Source organism: Caulobacter endophyticus (assembly GCF_029543245.1).
GTDB lineage: Bacteria > Pseudomonadota > Alphaproteobacteria > Caulobacterales > Caulobacteraceae > Caulobacter > Caulobacter endophyticus_A.
In genome coordinates this window covers 46,134-63,444 of the sequence record NZ_JARQWV010000001.1, presented here as the reverse complement: position 1 = coordinate 63,444, position 17,311 = coordinate 46,134, and the positions used below count along the sequence as shown (strand labels likewise).

General features: G+C 67.2%; 16 protein-coding genes. 12 read left to right on the top strand and 4 right to left on the bottom strand.

Annotated elements, in window-relative coordinates; genetic code table 11:
- The first annotated feature begins 155 nt into the window (after nt 1-155).
- The 5 genes from secG (at nt 156) to eno (ending at nt 5,211) form a co-directional block, all read left to right on the top strand.
- Complete coding sequence (gene secG, locus P7A99_RS00290) at nt 156-596, top strand: preprotein translocase subunit SecG (protein WP_277791958.1); 441 nt, start codon at nt 156-158, stop codon at nt 594-596.
- 76 nt (nt 597-672) lie between these two features.
- Nucleotides 673-2,325 (top strand): CTP synthase, encoded by a 1,653-nt coding sequence (locus P7A99_RS00285; protein WP_277791957.1) that lies wholly within the window; start codon nt 673-675, stop codon nt 2,323-2,325.
- Nucleotides 2,326-2,441: 116 nt separating this feature from the next.
- Nucleotides 2,442-2,624: a 50S ribosomal protein L32 gene (rpmF, locus tag P7A99_RS00280; protein ID WP_007671126.1), complete on the top strand. Its 183-nt coding sequence runs from the start codon at nt 2,442-2,444 to the stop codon at nt 2,622-2,624.
- A 216-nt stretch (nt 2,625-2,840) separates the two neighbouring features.
- Nucleotides 2,841-3,836: a retroviral-like aspartic protease family protein gene (locus P7A99_RS00275; protein WP_277791956.1), complete on the top strand. Its 996-nt coding sequence runs from the start codon at nt 2,841-2,843 to the stop codon at nt 3,834-3,836.
- 94 nt (nt 3,837-3,930) lie between these two features.
- On the top strand, nt 3,931-5,211 hold the full coding sequence (eno, locus tag P7A99_RS00270; RefSeq protein ID WP_165255623.1) for a phosphopyruvate hydratase: 1,281 nt from the start codon (nt 3,931-3,933) through the stop codon (nt 5,209-5,211).
- Nucleotides 5,212-5,274: 63 nt separating this feature from the next.
- Here the strand turns inward: eno and P7A99_RS00265 are convergent, their stop codons facing one another.
- Together P7A99_RS00265 and P7A99_RS00260 are read right to left on the bottom strand one after the other, a co-directional pair.
- Nucleotides 5,275-6,165 carry an alpha/beta hydrolase gene (locus P7A99_RS00265; protein WP_277791955.1) on the bottom strand — a complete coding sequence of 297 codons (891 nt, stop codon included), beginning with the start codon at nt 6,163-6,165 and terminating at the stop codon, nt 5,275-5,277.
- A gap of 29 nt (nt 6,166-6,194) precedes the next feature.
- Nucleotides 6,195-6,776 carry a hypothetical protein gene (locus tag P7A99_RS00260; protein WP_277791954.1) on the bottom strand — a complete coding sequence of 194 codons (582 nt, stop codon included), beginning with the start codon at nt 6,774-6,776 and terminating at the stop codon, nt 6,195-6,197.
- A 391-nt stretch (nt 6,777-7,167) separates the two neighbouring features.
- Between P7A99_RS00260 and P7A99_RS00255 the strand changes: the two genes are divergently transcribed.
- From P7A99_RS00255 to P7A99_RS00225, 7 genes are all read left to right on the top strand, one after another.
- A complete protein-coding gene (locus P7A99_RS00255; protein WP_058348879.1) occupies nt 7,168-7,464 on the top strand; it encodes an FtsB family cell division protein in 297 nt (98 codons plus the stop codon).
- A 174-nt stretch (nt 7,465-7,638) separates the two neighbouring features.
- The gene (pdhA, locus tag P7A99_RS00250) at nt 7,639-8,670 is read left to right on the top strand and encodes a pyruvate dehydrogenase (acetyl-transferring) E1 component subunit alpha (RefSeq protein ID WP_277791953.1); all 1,032 of its coding nucleotides are present in this window, start codon (nt 7,639-7,641) and stop codon (nt 8,668-8,670) included.
- Complete coding sequence (locus P7A99_RS00245) at nt 8,667-10,022, top strand: pyruvate dehydrogenase complex E1 component subunit beta (RefSeq protein WP_277791952.1); 1,356 nt, start codon at nt 8,667-8,669, stop codon at nt 10,020-10,022. The genes pdhA and P7A99_RS00245 overlap by 4 nt, the downstream gene beginning before the upstream one ends.
- A gap of 138 nt (nt 10,023-10,160) precedes the next feature.
- A complete protein-coding gene (locus P7A99_RS00240; RefSeq protein WP_277791951.1) occupies nt 10,161-11,468 on the top strand; it encodes a pyruvate dehydrogenase complex dihydrolipoamide acetyltransferase in 1,308 nt (435 codons plus the stop codon).
- Nucleotides 11,469-11,585: 117 nt separating this feature from the next.
- Entirely contained in the window at nt 11,586-12,062 is a 477-nt protein-coding gene (locus P7A99_RS00235; RefSeq protein ID WP_277791950.1) for a glutathione peroxidase, read from the top strand.
- A gap of 79 nt (nt 12,063-12,141) precedes the next feature.
- Entirely contained in the window at nt 12,142-13,542 is a 1,401-nt protein-coding gene (gene lpdA, locus P7A99_RS00230; RefSeq protein ID WP_277791949.1) for a dihydrolipoyl dehydrogenase, read from the top strand.
- Nucleotides 13,543-13,658: 116 nt separating this feature from the next.
- Complete coding sequence (locus tag P7A99_RS00225; RefSeq protein WP_347276672.1) at nt 13,659-15,071, top strand: OprO/OprP family phosphate-selective porin; 1,413 nt, start codon at nt 13,659-13,661, stop codon at nt 15,069-15,071.
- 148 nt (nt 15,072-15,219) lie between these two features.
- On the opposite strand, the gene P7A99_RS00220 is transcribed toward P7A99_RS00225, so the two are convergent.
- Both P7A99_RS00220 and P7A99_RS00215 read right to left on the bottom strand, forming a co-directional pair.
- Entirely contained in the window at nt 15,220-15,615 is a 396-nt protein-coding gene (locus tag P7A99_RS00220) for a DoxX family protein (protein ID WP_277791948.1), read from the bottom strand.
- 95 nt (nt 15,616-15,710) lie between these two features.
- Nucleotides 15,711-17,255 (bottom strand): AMP-binding protein, encoded by a 1,545-nt coding sequence (locus tag P7A99_RS00215; protein ID WP_277791947.1) that lies wholly within the window; start codon nt 17,253-17,255, stop codon nt 15,711-15,713.
- Nucleotides 17,256-17,311 lie beyond the last annotated feature (56 nt).

Here is a 17,311-nt window from a genome sequence, read left to right as displayed (position 1 = left end):
CGCGCCCTAAAACCTGGATGAGGGAACTTGAATTGGGAACTTGAGTTGGCCGGCCGTCGCCCCACCTATGGCGTGCGCGCGCCGGTAGTGGTAGAGGGGCCGCTTCGTTTTTCACAGTCGGTTCGCCGGCTGCCCGGATCGAGAACTGTTTCGTCATGCTCATCGGCATCCTGCTGGCCATCAACATCATCGTCTGCATCGCGCTGATCGGCTTCGTGCTGCTCCAGCGTTCGGAGGGCGGAGCCCTGGGCATGGGCGGCGGCGGCGCCGGCAGCTTCATGACCGCGCGCGGCGCGGGCGACTTCATGACCCGCATGACCTGGATCCTGTTCTCGGTGTTCCTGGTCATCAGCCTGGTGCTGACCGTCCTGACCGGCCGCATCGGCGGCGCCGACTCGGTGGTCGACAAGCTGAAGATCGACAACCTCGACACCAAGACCCTGAGCGCGCCCGCCGCGCCGACCGTCCCGGCGCCGGGCTCGGCCGTTCCGGCCCCCGGCTCGACCGCTCCGAGCGCCGTTCCGGCTCCGCAACTCAGCGTTCCGGCTCCGGCCGCTCCGGCGCCGGCGGCTCCGGCCCAGACCCCCGCTCAGTAAGGGCGGGGATCGAAACTTGTTTATGAACATCGGTCTTTTCGCCGCGATCGCCGAATCGCGGGTAATCTGAGCGCCCATGACGCGGTACATCTTCATCACCGGCGGCGTGGTTTCCTCTTTGGGAAAAGGCCTCGCCTCCGCAGCGCTGGGCGCTCTCCTGCAGGCTCGTGGCTACACGGTTCGCCTGCGTAAGCTCGACCCCTATCTCAACGTCGATCCGGGCACCATGAGCCCGTATCAGCACGGCGAGGTGTTCGTCACCGATGACGGGGCCGAAACCGACCTGGATCTGGGGCACTACGAGCGCTTCACCGGCGTGTCGGCCAAGAAGGCCGACAACATCACGACCGGCCAGATCTACAAGACGATCATCGAGAAGGAACGCCGCGGCGACTATCTGGGCGCGACCGTCCAGGTGATTCCGCACGTCACCAACGAGATCAAGGACTTCGTCCTCTCGCCCGCCATGGACGAGACGGGCCAGAAGCCGGTCGACTTCGTGCTGGTCGAGATCGGCGGCACCGTCGGCGACATCGAAGGCCTGCCGTTCTTCGAAGCCATCCGCCAGCTGCGCCAGGACCTGCCGCGCGGCCAGAGCTGCTACGTGCACCTCACCTTGCTGCCGTTCATCAAGACGGCCGGCGAGATGAAGACCAAGCCGACCCAGCACTCGGTCAAGGAACTGCGCTCCATCGGCATCCAGCCGGACATCCTGCTGTGCCGTTGCGAGCAGGAAATCCCGGTCGAGGAAAAGCGCAAGATCGCCCAGTTCTGCAACGTGCGCCCGAGCGCCGTGATTCAGGCGCTGGACAGCTCGTCGATCTACGCGGTGCCGATCGACTATCACAAGGAAGGCCTCGACGCCGAAGTGCTCGACGTCTTCGGCATGCACGACGCGCCCAAGCCCGACCTGTCGCGCTGGGAAGCCATCGACAACACCGTCCAGCATCCGGACGGCGAGGTCACGATCGCGGTCGTCGGCAAGTACACCGTGCTGAAGGACGCCTATAAGTCCCTCATCGAGGCCCTGCACCACGGCGGCCTGGCCAACAAGGTCAAGGTCAACCTGGACTGGGTCGAGAGCGAGACCTTCGAGGGCGACGAGAACGCTGCCGCGGCCCGTCTCGAGAACGCCCACGCCATCATGGTGCCGGGCGGCTTCGGCGAGCGCGGCGCGGAAGGCAAGATCCGCGCGGCCCAGTTCGCCCGCGAGCGCAAGGTGCCGTACTTCGGCATCTGCTTCGGCATGCAGATGGCCGTCATCGAGACCCTGCGCAACGTCGCCGGCATCGCCGACGCCAGCTCCAGCGAGTTCGGCCCCACCGATCGTCCGGTCGTGGGCCTGATGACCGAGTGGATCAAGGGCAACGAGACGGTCTCGCGCAAGGCCGGCGACGACCTGGGCGGCACCATGCGCCTGGGCGCCTACGACGCCGTGCTGCAGCCGGGATCGAAGGTCGCCGAGATCTACGGCGACACCGACATCGTCGAGCGTCACCGTCACCGCTACGAGGTCAACATCGGCTACAGCCACAAGATGGAGGAGGCGGGTCTCAAGCTGACCGGCCGCTCTCCGGACGGCGTGCTGCCCGAGATCGTCGAACGCGACGACCATCCGTGGTTCATCGGCGTTCAGTTCCACCCGGAACTGAAGAGCCGTCCGTTCGCTCCGCACCCCCTGTTCGCCAGCTTCATCGCGGCGGCCAAGGAGCACGGACGACTGGTCTGAACTGGCGAGTTGCATGTCTGGAGAGATTCAGGCATAAGCGCGCCCTCACGCGGCGGCTAGGGTCGAACCCGAGTCGCCGCTTTCGATTTTCACGCTCAGCGAGCAGAGTCACTCCGATGGCCGTTCCTAAAAGAAAAACTTCGCCTTCTCGCCGGAACATGCGCCGGTCGCACCACGCCCTGGGCGCCAACTCCTTCGTGGAAGACAAGGACTCGGGCGAACTGCGTCGTCCGCACCACGTCGACCTGAAGACCGGCCTGTACAACGGCAAGCAGATCCTGACCCCGAAGGAAGACTAAGGTCTTTCTTCCGCGCACGGTCCGCCGTGCCGGGATTCGCGTATGACGTTTCGAAAGCGCCGCTCGGTTCGCCCGGGCGGCGCTTTTCGTCGTTTCGGGGTCCGGGCGGTGCTAGAATGACCGCCGGGTCGCCATAGGGACGATCCCAACAAAGCCAGGAGCGCGGTCAGCGCCCATAAGGCGCGATCGAGACTCCGGCGGACTGGGAGGTTCGCCATGTTCACGCGTCGTGCGCTTGCGTCCGGCCTGGGCGCGTCTCTGGCCCTTGGCGCCGCGCCGTTCCCGGCGCACGCCTTCTCGCCAGGACCGGTTCCTCAGGGCGCGCCGGCCGCCCAGCCCCCGCCGCCGACCGATCCGACCCTGCCGCTCTACGTCATCGACACGGCGATGGACGAGTCCGAGCGGATGACCGTCGAGACCATGATCAACGGCCGCGGGCCCTATCGCTTCATCGTCGATTCGGGCGCCGACCGCTCCGTCGTCTCCGAGACCCTCGCCACCAGCCTGGCCTTGCCCCGGGGGCGCGACGTCATGGTGCACGGCATCGGCGGCTCGGCGGTGACCCCGACCGCCCATATCGACCATCTGATCTCCGGGGATGCCCGGCTCAGCGGCGTCGAGCTTCCGGTCCTGCCGCCGGACCGGGTCGGCGGCGACGGACTGCTGGGGGTCGACATCCTCCAGAACCGCGCCGTGGTCATGGACTTCAAGCATAAGAAGCTCGAACTGCGCCAGAGCACGCCCGAATACCGCATGTTCCGCCGGCCGCAGGAGGTGCAGGTCGTCGCCGATCAGAAGTTCGGCCGCCTGACCATCGTCAACTGCCGGATCAACAACATCCGCACCCTGGCCTTCATCGATTCCGGGGCGGGCTCGTCGATCGGCAACATGGCCCTGTCGCGCGCCATTCAGGCCAAGGCCCGCAAGGGCGCCGATCCGGCGCTGGCGGTGCGACTGCTGGGCGTCGCCGGCAGTGAGACGATCGGCGAGTACCGGATCCTCAAGTCGATGAGCATGGGCGACCTGCGGATGACCAACCTGGCCGTGGTCTTCGCCGACCTTCACATCTTCGATCACTGGAAGATCAGCGACAAACCCGCGATTCTGCTGGGCGTCGACGTGCTCAAGCTGTTCGCCCGGGTCGAGCTGGACTTCGGTTCCGACCAGCTGCTTTTCCGGCTGGGCGCGGAAAGGCCGACGCTGCAGGCCTGACGTCACGGAACTTCAGCCTCGACGAACGTCGGTCGCGGTTGCGGCGGCGCGGCGGCGCGGCTAAGGGGAAGCGCCTTTTCTTTCGGGAGCTCCCATGACCGAGATCGTCGACATCATCGCCCGCGAAATCCTCGACAGCCGCGGCAATCCGACGGTCGAGGTCGACGTCGTCCTCGAGGACGGCGCCTTTGGTCGCGCCGCGGTGCCGTCGGGCGCCTCGACCGGCGCCCACGAAGCCGTGGAAAAGCGTGACGGCGACAAGTCGCGCTACCTGGGCAAGGGCGTCCGTCAGGCCGTCGACGCCGTCAACACCGAGATCTTCGACGCCCTGTCGGGCGTCGACGCCGAAGACCAGCGCCGCATCGACAGCCTGCTGATCGGCCTGGACGGCACGCCCAACAAGTCGCGCCTGGGCGCCAACGCCATCCTCGGCGTCTCGCTGGCCGTCGCCAAGGCCGCCGCCGAGTCGGCCGGCCTGCCGCTGCACCGCTACATCGGCGGCGTGAACGCCCGCGTCCTGCCGACCCCGATGATGAACATCATCAACGGCGGCGCCCACGCCGACAACCCGATCGACATCCAGGAATTCATGATCCTGCCGACCGGCGCGGCCAGCTTCTCCGAAGCCCTGCGCATGGGCGCCGAGATCTTCCACGGCCTGAAGAAGGCCCTGAAGGACGCCGGCCACAACACCAACGTCGGCGACGAAGGCGGCTTTGCTCCCAACCTCGCCTCGGCCGAAGCCGCGCTCGAGTTCATCGTCAAGGCCGGTGAAGCCGCGGGCTACAAGGCCGGTGACGACTTCCTGCTCGGCCTCGACGTCGCCTCGACCGAGTTCTTCAAGAACGGCAAGTACGAGCTGGAAGGCGAGGGCAAGTCGCTCGACCCGGCCCAGATGGTCGACTACCTGGCCGGCCTGGTCGCCAAGTTCCCGATCGCCTCGATCGAAGACGGTATGGCCGAAGACGACTTCGACGGCTGGAAGCTCCTGACCGACACCCTGGGCAAGAAGGTCCAGCTGGTCGGCGACGACCTGTTCGTGACCAACCCGGCCCGCCTGCAGATGGGCCTCGACAAGGGGCTGGCCAACTCGATCCTGGTGAAGGTCAACCAGATCGGCACGCTGTCGGAAACCATCGACGCCGTCGAACTGGCTCACCGTCACGGCTACACCAGCGTCATGAGCCACCGCTCGGGCGAGACCGAGGACAGCACCATCGCCGACCTGGCCGTGGCCCTGAACTGCGGTCAGATCAAGACCGGCTCGCTGGCCCGTTCGGACCGGCTCGCCAAGTACAACCAGCTCCTGCGCATCGAGCAGCAGCTGGAAGACCAGGGCGTCTACGCCGGTCGCGCCGCCCTCAAGGGCCGCTGATCCTCATCATCTTCGGATGAACAAGAGCGCGCCGGGTTCGCCCGGCGCGCTTTTTGTTTGGGCTCAGCCGTCCAGCTGGTCCAGCCAGCGCAGGAAGTCCTCGGACCAGGCCGCCTCCGGCGCCGGCGGGCGCGAGCGCAGCGCGAAGCCGTGGCCGCCCGTCGGGAAGATCTTCAGCTCGGCTTTGCCACCGGCCGCGATAATGGCCGTCGCCGCCTCGCGGCTGTTGCGGACGTCGACCTTGGGATCGTCCTCGGCATGGAACAGGAAGGCCTTGGTCGGACCGTTGAAGCCGTGGAACGGCGTGGCGCGCGGCGGCGCCTGCGGATGGGTCAGCCACGGATAGCCCAGTCCGACGAAGTCGGGCAGGGTGGGGCGCGTGTCCAGTTCGTCGACGATCGGGTAGAGGGCGCCGCCGCCTCGCGAGGCCAGGGCCGCGGCGATCGTGCCGCCGGCCGAAAAGCCCAGGGCCCCGGTCCTGGCTCCGCCGGCCCTGCTGCGCAGCAGCCGCAGGGCGCGCTGGGCGTCCTGCAGCGGAGCGTCGGCCCCGGCCGCCCAGCCGTCGCGCGGCAGGCGATAGAGCAGCACGCCCGCAAGAACGCCGTTGGCCGCCAGCCAGCGGGCGATCTCGTCGCCCTCCTTGCCGATCACGACCTTGCTGAAGCCGCCGCCAGGCGCCACCAGCACCGCCGCCTTGGGCCGACGCCCCTTCGCCGGCGGATAGAGCGCCAGGGTAGGGCGCCTGACGCCCTCGATCGAATAGTCCACCCGGCCGTCCGGCCAGTTATAGGCCACGCGGCGCTCCTCGACGCCGACGCGCTCGCCGCCCGGCGCGCCGCCCGGCCACAGCTCCAGGGTCTCCGGCTCGGCCTCGGCCCTGACCGACGTCGCGCCCGCCACCGCCATCGCGCCGCTGGCGGCCAGCAGCCGTCGCCTGTTCCAGTTCGAGCTCATCCTCGCCGCCTTTCCCGGGTCCGCCCCAATCAGCTCTTCAGCAACTGAGCCCGGGCCTTCACATCGGCCAGGGTGATGTCCTTCTTCATGACCATGTAGCCGGTCACGGCGTGCCAGCCGTCCTCGCCGACCCCGCCAGTGTCACCGTCGGTGACCGAGCCCGTGACCCGGTCCGTGGTCGGCATGACCGGCTTGCCGGGCAGGGCGATCTCGCCCAGCACCAGGTCGTTGGCGTCGCTGGTGCGGTTGCGCCAGCCGCAGGTCTCGAAGCGCACCAGGCGCTCGGGCGCGAAGGCCTGGGTCAGCAGCATCAGCTTCATCGTGCCCGTGGCCGCGATCTCGGCCTGCTGCATGGCCTTGACCTCCAGCCGCGACACCGCGCGGCCGTAGGTCACCCAACGATCCTCGCCCTCCCACAGCGTGCGGAAGATCGAGGCGTTCATGGGGATGATCAGTCCGCCGCCGAAGTCGAGCCGGGGCGGGTCGCCCTTGATCATGTTCGGGCCACCTCGGCGTCCTTTCACGATCCCGCTGTCGCCGCGCGGTTCGGCGCCCGCCGGAGAGGCGAGGGCGGTTCCCGCCAGGCCGGCCAGGATAGTGCGTCGAAGCATGTCTTTTCCTCCCCCGAGGTGCGTCGATTTTCGGCATGCTTAGCGAGTATCGCGCCTGTCGATCAACCGATGCGGAGCATTCGACCGCCGCGACGGCGGCGATTCTGAGGCGTGGGCGCCCGGAAAACAGGCTTGTCCGGTCCTTGGCCAAAAAAGTTCGACCACATTTTTTCTATAAGCGTGGCCGCACTTAGAAAAACATAGGTTTTCACTGCTCTCGCGGGTGCGAAGGAAATGCCGCGATGCGGTATCTCGATGCCCCTGAAACGGTCTCACTTGAAAGTATTTTCCCGCCGGTCGCGAGGCACTTGCAAGCCCTTTGCGGCGTTGGGGATTTAGACCGTGTTAAGCACGTTCTGACAGTCTGAAGCTCCCTGTCCGGGATTCGCCGATGTTCGCTCGACTGCAACCCTACCTGCCGACCGCGGCGCTTCTTCTCCTGATCACGTACTTCGTCTTTCACGCTCTGACGGGCGAGAGAGGCCTGCTTTCCTCGTCTCAACGCAACGCGGACTTGGCCGCCAAGACGATGGAACTTAAGAAGATCCGCGCTGAGAGGATGGACCTGGAGGCCCGGGCTCGTCTATTACGCAGCGGCAGCTTGTCGGCCGATCTTCTGGAGGAACGTGCGCGTTCGCTCCTTGGATACGCCGATCCCAAGGACTACGTGATCCGCACCAAGCGCTGAGCTGGGTCGGCTCCCGCCGGTCCTAAGCTGCCTTGTAGACCACGCTTCGAGTTGCAGCTCGAGGGGCGGTCTAGGCGTCAACATGAGCGCGTTCCTGCGCCGGAAGCCGTTCGCGGCGGGCAATGGAAGCCTCTGAGATGAAGGCCGTTATGATGATTGGCCAGGGAGAGTTTAATGGCGCGAACGCGCAAGGGTGAAGCCCCGGCGGAGAAGGTCACCGACACCGGTGTCAACGCCTTCGTCGGCAAGGAAGAGCTTCTCAAATTCTATCAGGACATGCTGCTGATCCGCCGCTTCGAGGAGCGCGCCGGCCAGCTTTACGGCATGGGCCTGATCGGCGGGTTCTGCCACCTCTATATTGGTCAGGAAGCCATTGCGGTCGGCATGCAGTCGATCTCGCACAAGGGCGACCAGATCATCACCGGTTACCGTGACCACGGCCACATGCTGGCCGCCGGCATGGACCCGAAGGAAGTCATGGCCGAGCTCACCGGTCGCGCTGGCGGTTCGTCGCGCGGCAAGGGCGGCTCGATGCACATGTTCGACATCGCCACCGGCTTCTACGGCGGCCACGGCATCGTCGGCGCCCAGGTGGCGCTCGGCACCGGTTTGGCGCTGGCCAACCACTACCAGGGTAACGGCAACGTCTCGTACGCCTACTTCGGCGACGGCGCGGCCAACCAGGGTCAGGTCTACGAGAGCTTCAACATGGCCCAGCTGTGGAAGCTGCCGGTCGTGTACGTGATCGAGAACAACCAGTACGCCATGGGCACCAGCGTCGAGCGTTCGGCGTCGGAAACCGCCTTCCACAAGCGCGGCGTCTCGTTCCGGATCCCGGGCGAGGAAGTCGACGGCATGGACGTGGTGGCCGTGCGTGAAGCCGGCGCCCGCGCCAGCGAGCACGCCCGTAGCGGCCAGGGTCCCTACATCCTCGAGATGAAGACCTACCGCTATCGCGGCCACTCGATGTCCGACCCGGCCAAGTACCGCACCAAGGAAGAAGTCGACGAGGTCAAGACGACCCGCGATCCGATCGATCACATCAAGGAACGCCTGGCCGCGGCCGGCGTCACCGAGGACGATCTGAAGGTCGTGGACGGCGAAGTGAAGCGTATCGTGGCCGAAGCGGCCGAGTTCGCCCGCACCAGCCCCGAGCCGGATCCCTCCGAACTCTACACCGACGTATACCTGGAGGCCGCCGAGTGACGGACATCCTGATGCCCGCGCTTTCACCCACGATGGAGGAAGGCACCCTGGCCAAGTGGCTCGTCAAGGAAGGCGACACCATCAAGGCCGGCGATGTGATCGCCGAGATCGAAACCGACAAGGCGACGATGGAAGTCGAAGCCGTCGACGAAGGCGTGGTCGAGGCCATCCTCGTTCCGGCCGGCTCGGAAAACGTCAAGGTCAACACGATCATCGCCAAGCTGGCGGGTGAAGACGGCGCTTCGGCGTCGGCGGCTCCGGCCGCCGCCCCGGTCGTCGCCGAAGCCGCTCCGGCTCCGGTCGCCGCGGTTCCGGCCCCGATCGCCGCCGCCTCGAACTTCGCGGATCCGGAACTGCCGGAAGGCACGCCGACCAAGAAGATCACCGTGCGCGACGCCCTGCGCGACGCCATGGCCGAAGAGATGCGCCGCGACGACCGCGTGTTCCTGATGGGCGAGGAAGTCGCTCAGTACCAGGGCGCCTACAAGGTCAGCCGCGAACTCCTGCAGGAGTTCGGCGACAAGCGCGTCATCGACACCCCGATCACCGAGCACGGCTTCGCCGGCATGGGCGTCGGTGCGGCGATGGCCGGCCTGAAGCCGATCGTCGAGTTCATGACCTGGAACTTCGCCATGCAGGCGATCGACCACATCATCAACTCGGCCGCCAAGACGCTTTACATGTCGGGCGGTCAGATCAAGTCGTCGATCGTGTTCCGCGGTCCGAACGGCGCGGCTTCGCGCGTCGGCGCCCAGCACAGCCAGGACTACGCGGCCTGGTACGGCAACATCCCTGGCCTGAAGGTCATCGCGCCGTACGACGCGGCCGACGCCAAGGGCCTGCTGAAGGCCGCCATCCGCGACCCGAACCCGATCGTCTTCCTCGAACACGAGATGATGTACGGCCACGAGTTCGACATCCCGGACGTCGAGGACTACGTCGTGCCGATCGGCAAGGCCAAGGTTCGCCGTCAGGGCACGGACGTGACCCTGGTCGCCTACAGCCGCATGGTGGGCTTCGCCCTGCAAGCCGCTGAAGCGCTGGCCGCCGAAGGCATCTCGGCCGAGGTCGTCGACCTGCGGACCATCCGCCCGATGGACCACGCGACGATCCTGGAAAGCGTCAAGAAGACCAACCGTCTGGTCACGGTCGAGGAAGGCTGGGGCCCGATGGGCGTCGGCTCCGAGATCGTCGCCCGCATCACGGAGTTCGGCTTCGACTACCTGGACGCCCCGCCGCTGCGGGTCCACCAGGAAGACGTGCCGCTGCCCTATGCGGCCAACCTGGAAGCCCTGTCGCTGCCGTCGGTCGACAAGATCGTGAAAGCGGCCAAGGCGGTCTGCTACCGCTAAGATCGGCGCGGCCCCCGCTCCTGATGGGCGGGGGCCGCATCGTCTTGGCCAACGAATTCATCCCGCCCCAGGGCGGGGTATCGTGGACGCCGGCCAACTAGGTCGAAGACGTCCCGAACGCTTGAGGAAAGAGCTCAAATGTCGATCGACATCCTGATGCCCGCCCTGTCGCCCACCATGGAAGAGGGCACCCTCGCCAAGTGGCACGTCAAGGTCGGCGACACCGTCAAGGCCGGCGACGTCATCGCCGAGATCGAGACCGACAAGGCCACGATGGAAGTCGAAGCCGTCGATGAAGGCGTGATCGAAGCCATCCTGGTCGACGCCGGGACCGAGAACGTCAAGGTCAACGCGCTGATCGCCAAGCTGGCGGGCGAGGGCGAAAGCCCCGCGCCGGCTCCGGTCGCCGCGCCCGCCGCCGCTGTCGCCGAGGCCCCGAAGGCCGCCGCTCCGGCCCCGGCTGCTGCGCCGGCCGCGCCGGCTCCGGCTGCTCCGGTCGCCGCTGACGGCTCGCGCGTCTTCGCCTCGCCGCTGGCCCGCCGCCTGGCCGCCGCCGCCAATCTCGACCTGAAGTCCATCAAGGGCTCGGGTCCGCACGGCCGCGTCGTCAAGTCGGACGTGGAAGCCGCCCAAGGTTCTGGCAAGTCGGGCGGCGCCCCGGCCGCCAAGGCCGCGCCGGCTGCCGCCGCCGCTGCTTCGGCCCCGGCCGCCGAGCCGCGCAAGGTTCAGTCGCTGGAGCAGATGGGCATCCCCGCCGGCTCCTACGACCTCGTCCCGCTGGACGGCATGCGCAAGACCATCGCGCGCCGCCTGACGGAAAGCTTCCGCGACGTGCCGCACTTCCCGCTGACGATCGACATCGAGCTGGACGGCCTGCTGGCCGCCCGTGCGAAGATCAACAGCCTGCTGGAAGGCCAGGGCGTGAAGGTGTCGGTCAACGACATCGTCATCAAGGCCGCCGCCGTGGCGCTGAAGCGCGTGCCGGAGGCCAACGCCTCCTACACGCCGGAAGGCATCGCCATGCACAAGCATGCCGACATCGCCGTGGCCGTGGCCATCGACGGCGGCCTGATCACCCCGATCATCCGCGCCGCCGAGACCAAGGGCCTGGCCCAGATCTCGGCCGAGATGAAGGACCTGGCCGCCCGCGCCAAGGCCAAGAAGCTGAAGCCCGAGGAATTCCAGGGCGGCACCTTCTCGGTCTCGAACCTGGGCATGTTCGGGATCAAGGCCTTCTCGTCGATCATCAACGAGCCGCAAGGCGCGATCATGAGCGTCGGCGCCGGCGAGCAGCGTCCGGTGGTCAAGAACGGCCAGCTGGCCGTTGCCACGGTCATGACCGTGACCCTGACCTGCGATCACCGCGTGGTCGACGGCGCGGTCGGCGCCAAGTTCCTGGCGGCCTTCAAGCCGCTGATCGAGGAACCGCTGACCCTGATCGTCTAACAAAGCCATCGAAATCCTCGCCTCTCGGTCAAACGCGGGGCGGGGATTTCGAAAGCGGCTCGGCGAGGCCCCATCCTGGATCTTTCAGGACGGGGACGGCCCCGAGGAGAACACGCGATGTCGGTCTACGAATTCTCGGCCAAGACGCTCGAAGGCAAGGACGTCAGCCTGGCTGACTATCGCGGCCAGGTGCTGCTGATCGTCAACACCGCCAGCAAGTGCGGCCTGACCCCGCAGTACGAAGGTCTCGAAGCGCTCTACAAGGCGCACAAGGACCGCGGCCTGACCATCCTTGGCTTTCCCTGCAACCAGTTCGGCGCGCAGGAGCCGGGCACGGCGGAAGAGATCGGCAGCTTCTGCTCGCTGACCTACGACGTGACCTTCCCGATGATGGCCAAGATCGACGTCAACGGCCCCTCGACCCATCCGCTCTACGCCTGGCTGAAGAAGCAGCAGAAGGGCGTCCTGGGCACCGAGGGGATCAAGTGGAACTTCACCAAGTTCCTGATCGACCGCGACGGCAACGTCGTCGAGCGTTTCGCCCCGACCACCAAGCCTGAAGACCTCCAGGTCGCCGTCGAGGCGCTGTTATAGATTTCCCAGGCCGGCCCCAAAGACCGGTCGTTCGACGCCGCTGCTCCCCCGGCTGGCGTCCAAGCTAGGGTAAGACACTATGTCCACGGAATTCGATGTCGTCGTCATCGGCGCCGGTCCGGGCGGCTACGTCGCCGCCATCCGCGCCAGCCAGCTGGGCCTGAAGACGGCGATCGTCGAGCGTGAGAACCTGGGCGGCATCTGCCTGAACTGGGGCTGCATCCCCACCAAGGCGCTGCTGAAGTCCGGCGAGATCTTCGAGCAGCTGTCGCACCTCGACAGCTACGGCCTGGCCGTCGAGAAGCCCTCGTTCGACTTCACCAAGATCATCGAGCGCTCGCGCGGCGTCGCCAAGCAGATGTCGGGCGGCATCGCCTTCCTGATGAAGAAGCACAAGATCGAGGTCATCGAGGGCGAGGCCAAGCTCGAGAAGGGCGCGCCCGCTCCGAAGGTCGTGATCGCGCTGAAGGCCGGCGGCAGCCGCACGGTCCAGGCCAAGAACGTCATCCTGGCCAGCGGCGCCCGCGCCCGCAACATCCCGGCCATCGGCGCCGTTTCCGACGGCGACAAGGTCTGGACCTACCGCGACGCCCTGGCGCCGAAGTCCATGCCCAAGTCGCTGGTCGTGATCGGCTCGGGCGCCATCGGCATCGAGTTCGCCAGCTTCTACCGCGCTCTCGGCGCCGAAGTGACCGTCGTCGAAGCCGTCGACCGCATCATGCCGGTCGAGGACGCCGAGGTCTCCAAGGCCGCCCAGAAGGCCTTCGAGAAGCGCGGCATCAAGTTCCGCATCGGCGCCAAGGTCACCAAGATCGACAAGACCGCCACGGGCGTGTCGGTCTCGGTCGAGGTCGGCGGCAAGGCCGAGCAACTGACCGCCGAGAAGTGCATCGTCGCCATCGGCATCGTTCCGAACACCGAAGGCACGGAAGCCGTCGGCCTGACGCTCGATCGCGGCCACGTGGTCACCGGCAAGCACGGCGAGACCAACGTGCCCGGCCTCTACGCCATCGGCGACGTCGCCGGCGCTCCCTGGCTCGCCCACAAGGCCAGCCACGAAGGCATCCACGCGGCCGAGCACATCGCCGGCTACAAGACCCCGAACGTCCACTCGCCGATCCCGGGTTGCACCTACGCCAACCCGCAGGTCGCCTCGGTGGGCTACACCGAAGCCGCCGCCAAGGCCGCCGGCATCGAGGTCAAGGCCGGCCGCTTCCCGTTCAAGGTCAACGGCAAGGCCGTGGCCGCGGGCGAGACCGAGGGCTTCGTCAAGACCGTGTTCGACGGCAAGACCGGCGCACTGATCGGCGCCCACATGATCGGCCACGAAGTGACTGAGATGATCCAGGGCTTCGTCACCGCGATCACCCTTGAGGCGACCGAGGAAGACCTGCACGGCATCGTCTATGCGCACCCGACCATGTCGGAAGCCATGCACGAAGCCTCGCTCGACGCCTACGGCCGCGTCCTGCACATTTAATCCGTCATCGAACGATTTTCGCGGCGATTGTCGCGAAACTGTCGTCGAAGTGTCGCATTAGGAAGGCCCGTTCGGAGCACCCTCCGGACGGGCCTTTTCACGTCCGGAGCAACGCCATGCGCCGATCCGTCCTGCCCCTGCTGGCCACCAGCGCCCTGGGCCTCGCCACCCCGGCCTTCGCCCAGGACGGCGCCATCGGCGCCGACGAGGCCGCCGCCATGCGCGCCCAGATCTCGGCCCTGAAGGCCCAGATCCAGCTGATGGAACAGAAGCTGGACGCCGCCACCGGCGCGCCCCAGCGCACGGCGGCTCCAGCCGTGGCGGCCGCGCCCCAGCCGGCGACGATCGCGGCGCCTGCACAGTCCAAGGCCCCGCCGCCGACAGAGATCGCCTGGAAGGGCTCGCCCCAGTTCACCAGCAGCGGCGGCCGCAGCTTTAAGGCCAAGGGGCGGATCCAGTCCGATATCGGCTACGTCGGGCGACCCGACGGCTCGACCGATCGCGGCCTGGGCTACGCCGCCGAGATGCGCCGTATCCGCCTGGGCGGGGAAGGGGGGCTGGGCGCCGGCATCGGCTACAAGCTGGAGCTGGAGCTGTCCGACAACAGCGTCGACCTGGTCGACACCTTCGTCACCTACAAGAACGGCGGCCTGCTGCTGTCGATCGGCAACCAGAACCAGTTCCAGTCGCTGGACGAGCTGACCGGCGACACCTCCGGCTCGGTCATGGAGCGCGCGGCCTTCACCGACGCCTTCAATTTCGAGCGCCGTCTCGGGATCGCCGCCCAGTACGAGAAGGCCGCCTGGCTGCTTCAGGCGGGCCTGTTCGCCGACGACATCACCGCGCTCTCAAACGACAGCGACGGCGAGACCGGCGGCGACGAGAACAACAGCTACGGCCTCGACGGGCGTCTGGTCTATGCGCCGAAGCTCGGCGAGGCCCAGCTGCACTTCGGCGGCTCGGCGCACTGGCGGGACCTCAAGCGAGTCGGCGACGCCGGCACGCGCTATCGCCAGCGCCCCTTCGTGCACACCAGCAACACCCGCCTGATCGGGACTTCCACCCTCGACGTCCAGGACGAGGCCCACTACGGGCTGGAAGCCGCCTTCGTGCGCGGACGGCTGCACGGCGCGGCCGAGACCCACTGGCTGCGCAGCGACATCGCCACCGGTCCCGATGCGGAGTTCTTCGGCGGCTATGCCGAGCTGGGCTGGTTCCTGACCGACGACACTCGCGGCTACAAGGGCGGCATCTTCGATCGCGCCAAGCCCAGGAAGCCTTTGGGCGGCGGCGGTCTCGGCGCGGTGCAGGTCAACGCCCGCTACGACTATCTCGACCTCAACGACGGCCCGATCGTAGGCGGCCGCCAGGACGCCTGGATCGCCGCCCTGATCTGGCAGCCGGTCGAGTTCCTGCGCTTCAACGTCAACTACGCCTACCTCTCGTACCAGGACGCTACGCCCCTGGCCGACGGCGACCGCGACTACGGCGTGCACGTGACGGGCGCGCGGATGGAGCTGGATTTTTGAGCCAAGATCCTCCCCCTGAAGGGGGAGGTGGCCCGAAGGGCCGGAGGGGGAAGGAACTTCAGCCTCCGGCGCCTCTTGGAACGTCGCAGTCACGTCCCCCTCCGTCGGCTTCGCCGACACATCCCCCTTCAGGGGGAGGATCTGGACGTCACGGCCGCTTCCTTACCTGCGCATCCACGCTCCATTCCCCGGGCCCGGCAAACACCAGGTAGAGGAACACGAAGCAGAACAGGATCGCCGCCTCGCCGCCGTTCAGCGCCGGCCAGAAACCCTGGCTGGCGTGGGCGATGAAATAGGCCACGGCCATCTGGCCCGACAGGATGAAGGCCACGGGCCGGGTGAAGAGACCCAGCACCAGAAGGCCGCCGCCGACCACCTCGAGCCAGGCGGCCGCCAGCAGCATGGGCGGCAGCGGATCGGGCGCGCCGGGCTGCGGGGCGGGGAAGTGGAACAGCTTCATCAGGCCATGCTCCATGAAGAGCAGAGCGGCGATCACCCGCAGCAGGCTCAGCACCCGCGGCGTCCACACGTAAAGTCGTTCCAAGCGCGTCTCCCGTTCGCTGTCGTCCGAAGAACCGGACGCCGCACGAGGCGGCGACCGTAAGCTCTACTGAAACGCGGCGCGCGGGCCCTGGTTCGTCAGGCGGCGGCCTCGGCCATGCGCTGGATGGCGACATAGTCGGTCTTGCCGCTGCCCAGCACGGGCACCTGGGTGACCTTGAGGATCTTGCGCGGCACGGCCAGCTCGGGCGCGCCGATCGACTGGGCGTGGGCCACCAGCGGCGCGGCGTCTGCGCTCTGGCAGTCGGTGACCAGCACCAGGCGCTCGCCCTTCTTCTTGTCGGGCATCGAGATGACGGCGTGGCGGGCGGTCGGCCATACCGCCACGGCCAGGTCTTCCGCAGCGGTCAGAGACACCATCTCGCCGCCGATCTTGGCGAAGCGCTTCACCCGGCCCTTGATGGTGATCCACTGGTCGTCGGTCATGGTGACCACGTCGCCGGTGTCGTGCCAGCCGTCCTCCGGGGCGTCGACGCCGCCGTCCTCACGCAGGTAGCCTGACATGATGTTGGGACCGCGCACGAAGAAGCGTCCGCCCTCGACAATGCCCTCGACGGGCTCGATGCGGGTCTCCATGCCGGGCAGCAGACCGCCCACCGTGCCAGGGCGGTTGTCGGTCGGCTTGTTGACCGCGATCACCGGCGAGGCCTCGGTGGCGCCGTAGCCCTCCAGGACCGGCACGTCGCCGAAACGCTCCTTGATCAGGGCGTGGGTCTCGTCGCGGACCTTCTCGGCGCCGCAGACGATGAACTGCAGGCCGCCCAGCTCGTCGGTTTCCGAGGCCCGGGCGTACTGGTTGACGAAGGTGTCGGTGGCCAAGAGCAGCGAGGCCTTGGCGTCCTTGATCAGCGGCGGGATCTGCTTGGTATGCAGCGGCGAGGGGTACTCGAACGCCTTCATGCCTTGCAGCAGCGGCAGGATCACCCCGCCGGTCAGGCCGAAGCAGTGGAACACCGGTAGCGGGTTGAACATCACCCAGTTGGGATCCAGCGGAATGTGCGCGGCGATCTGGGCGGCGTTGGAAACGAGGTTGGCCTGGGAGAGCACCACGCCGCGCGGCGCGCCGAAGCTGCCCGAGGTGAACAGCACCACACCCTTGTCCGAGGGTTTGGCGGGGGCGCGGAACTGGCGCGGGAAGGCCCCGGCGGCGGCGGCGAACAGCTTGTCGGCCAGGCCGATCGTCTTTCGCACGTCCTCCAGGTAGACCACCTTGGCCAGGTCGTCGATCGCGTCGACCACGTCGTGCAGCTTGCCCAGTTCGATGAACTTGTGGGCGGTCAGCACGTGCTTGACGTTGGCCAGCTTCACCGCGGCCTTGATGTTCCGCAGGCCCGCCGTGAAGTTCAGCATGGTGGGCACGCGGCCGAAGGCGTGCAGGGCGAAGAACACCACAACCGCGCCGACGCCCGACGGCAGCAGCACGCCGACGTGCTCGCCGGGCTTGGTCATGGCCGCGACCTTGCGGCCCAGCGCGAAGCTCGCTCGGATCAGGTCGGTATAGCTGAGCGGGTTGCGGTCCTGGTCCTCCAGGATCGGCTTCTTCGCTCCGAACTTGTCCTTGGCGTCGATAAGGGCGTCGAAGAGCGCCTTCTGGCCGTCTTCCGCTTTGTAAACAACCGGCATGCCGGCGAAACCTCCCACAAAGACGGTGGTTCCGCCCTCGTTCGATTGAGACGGGA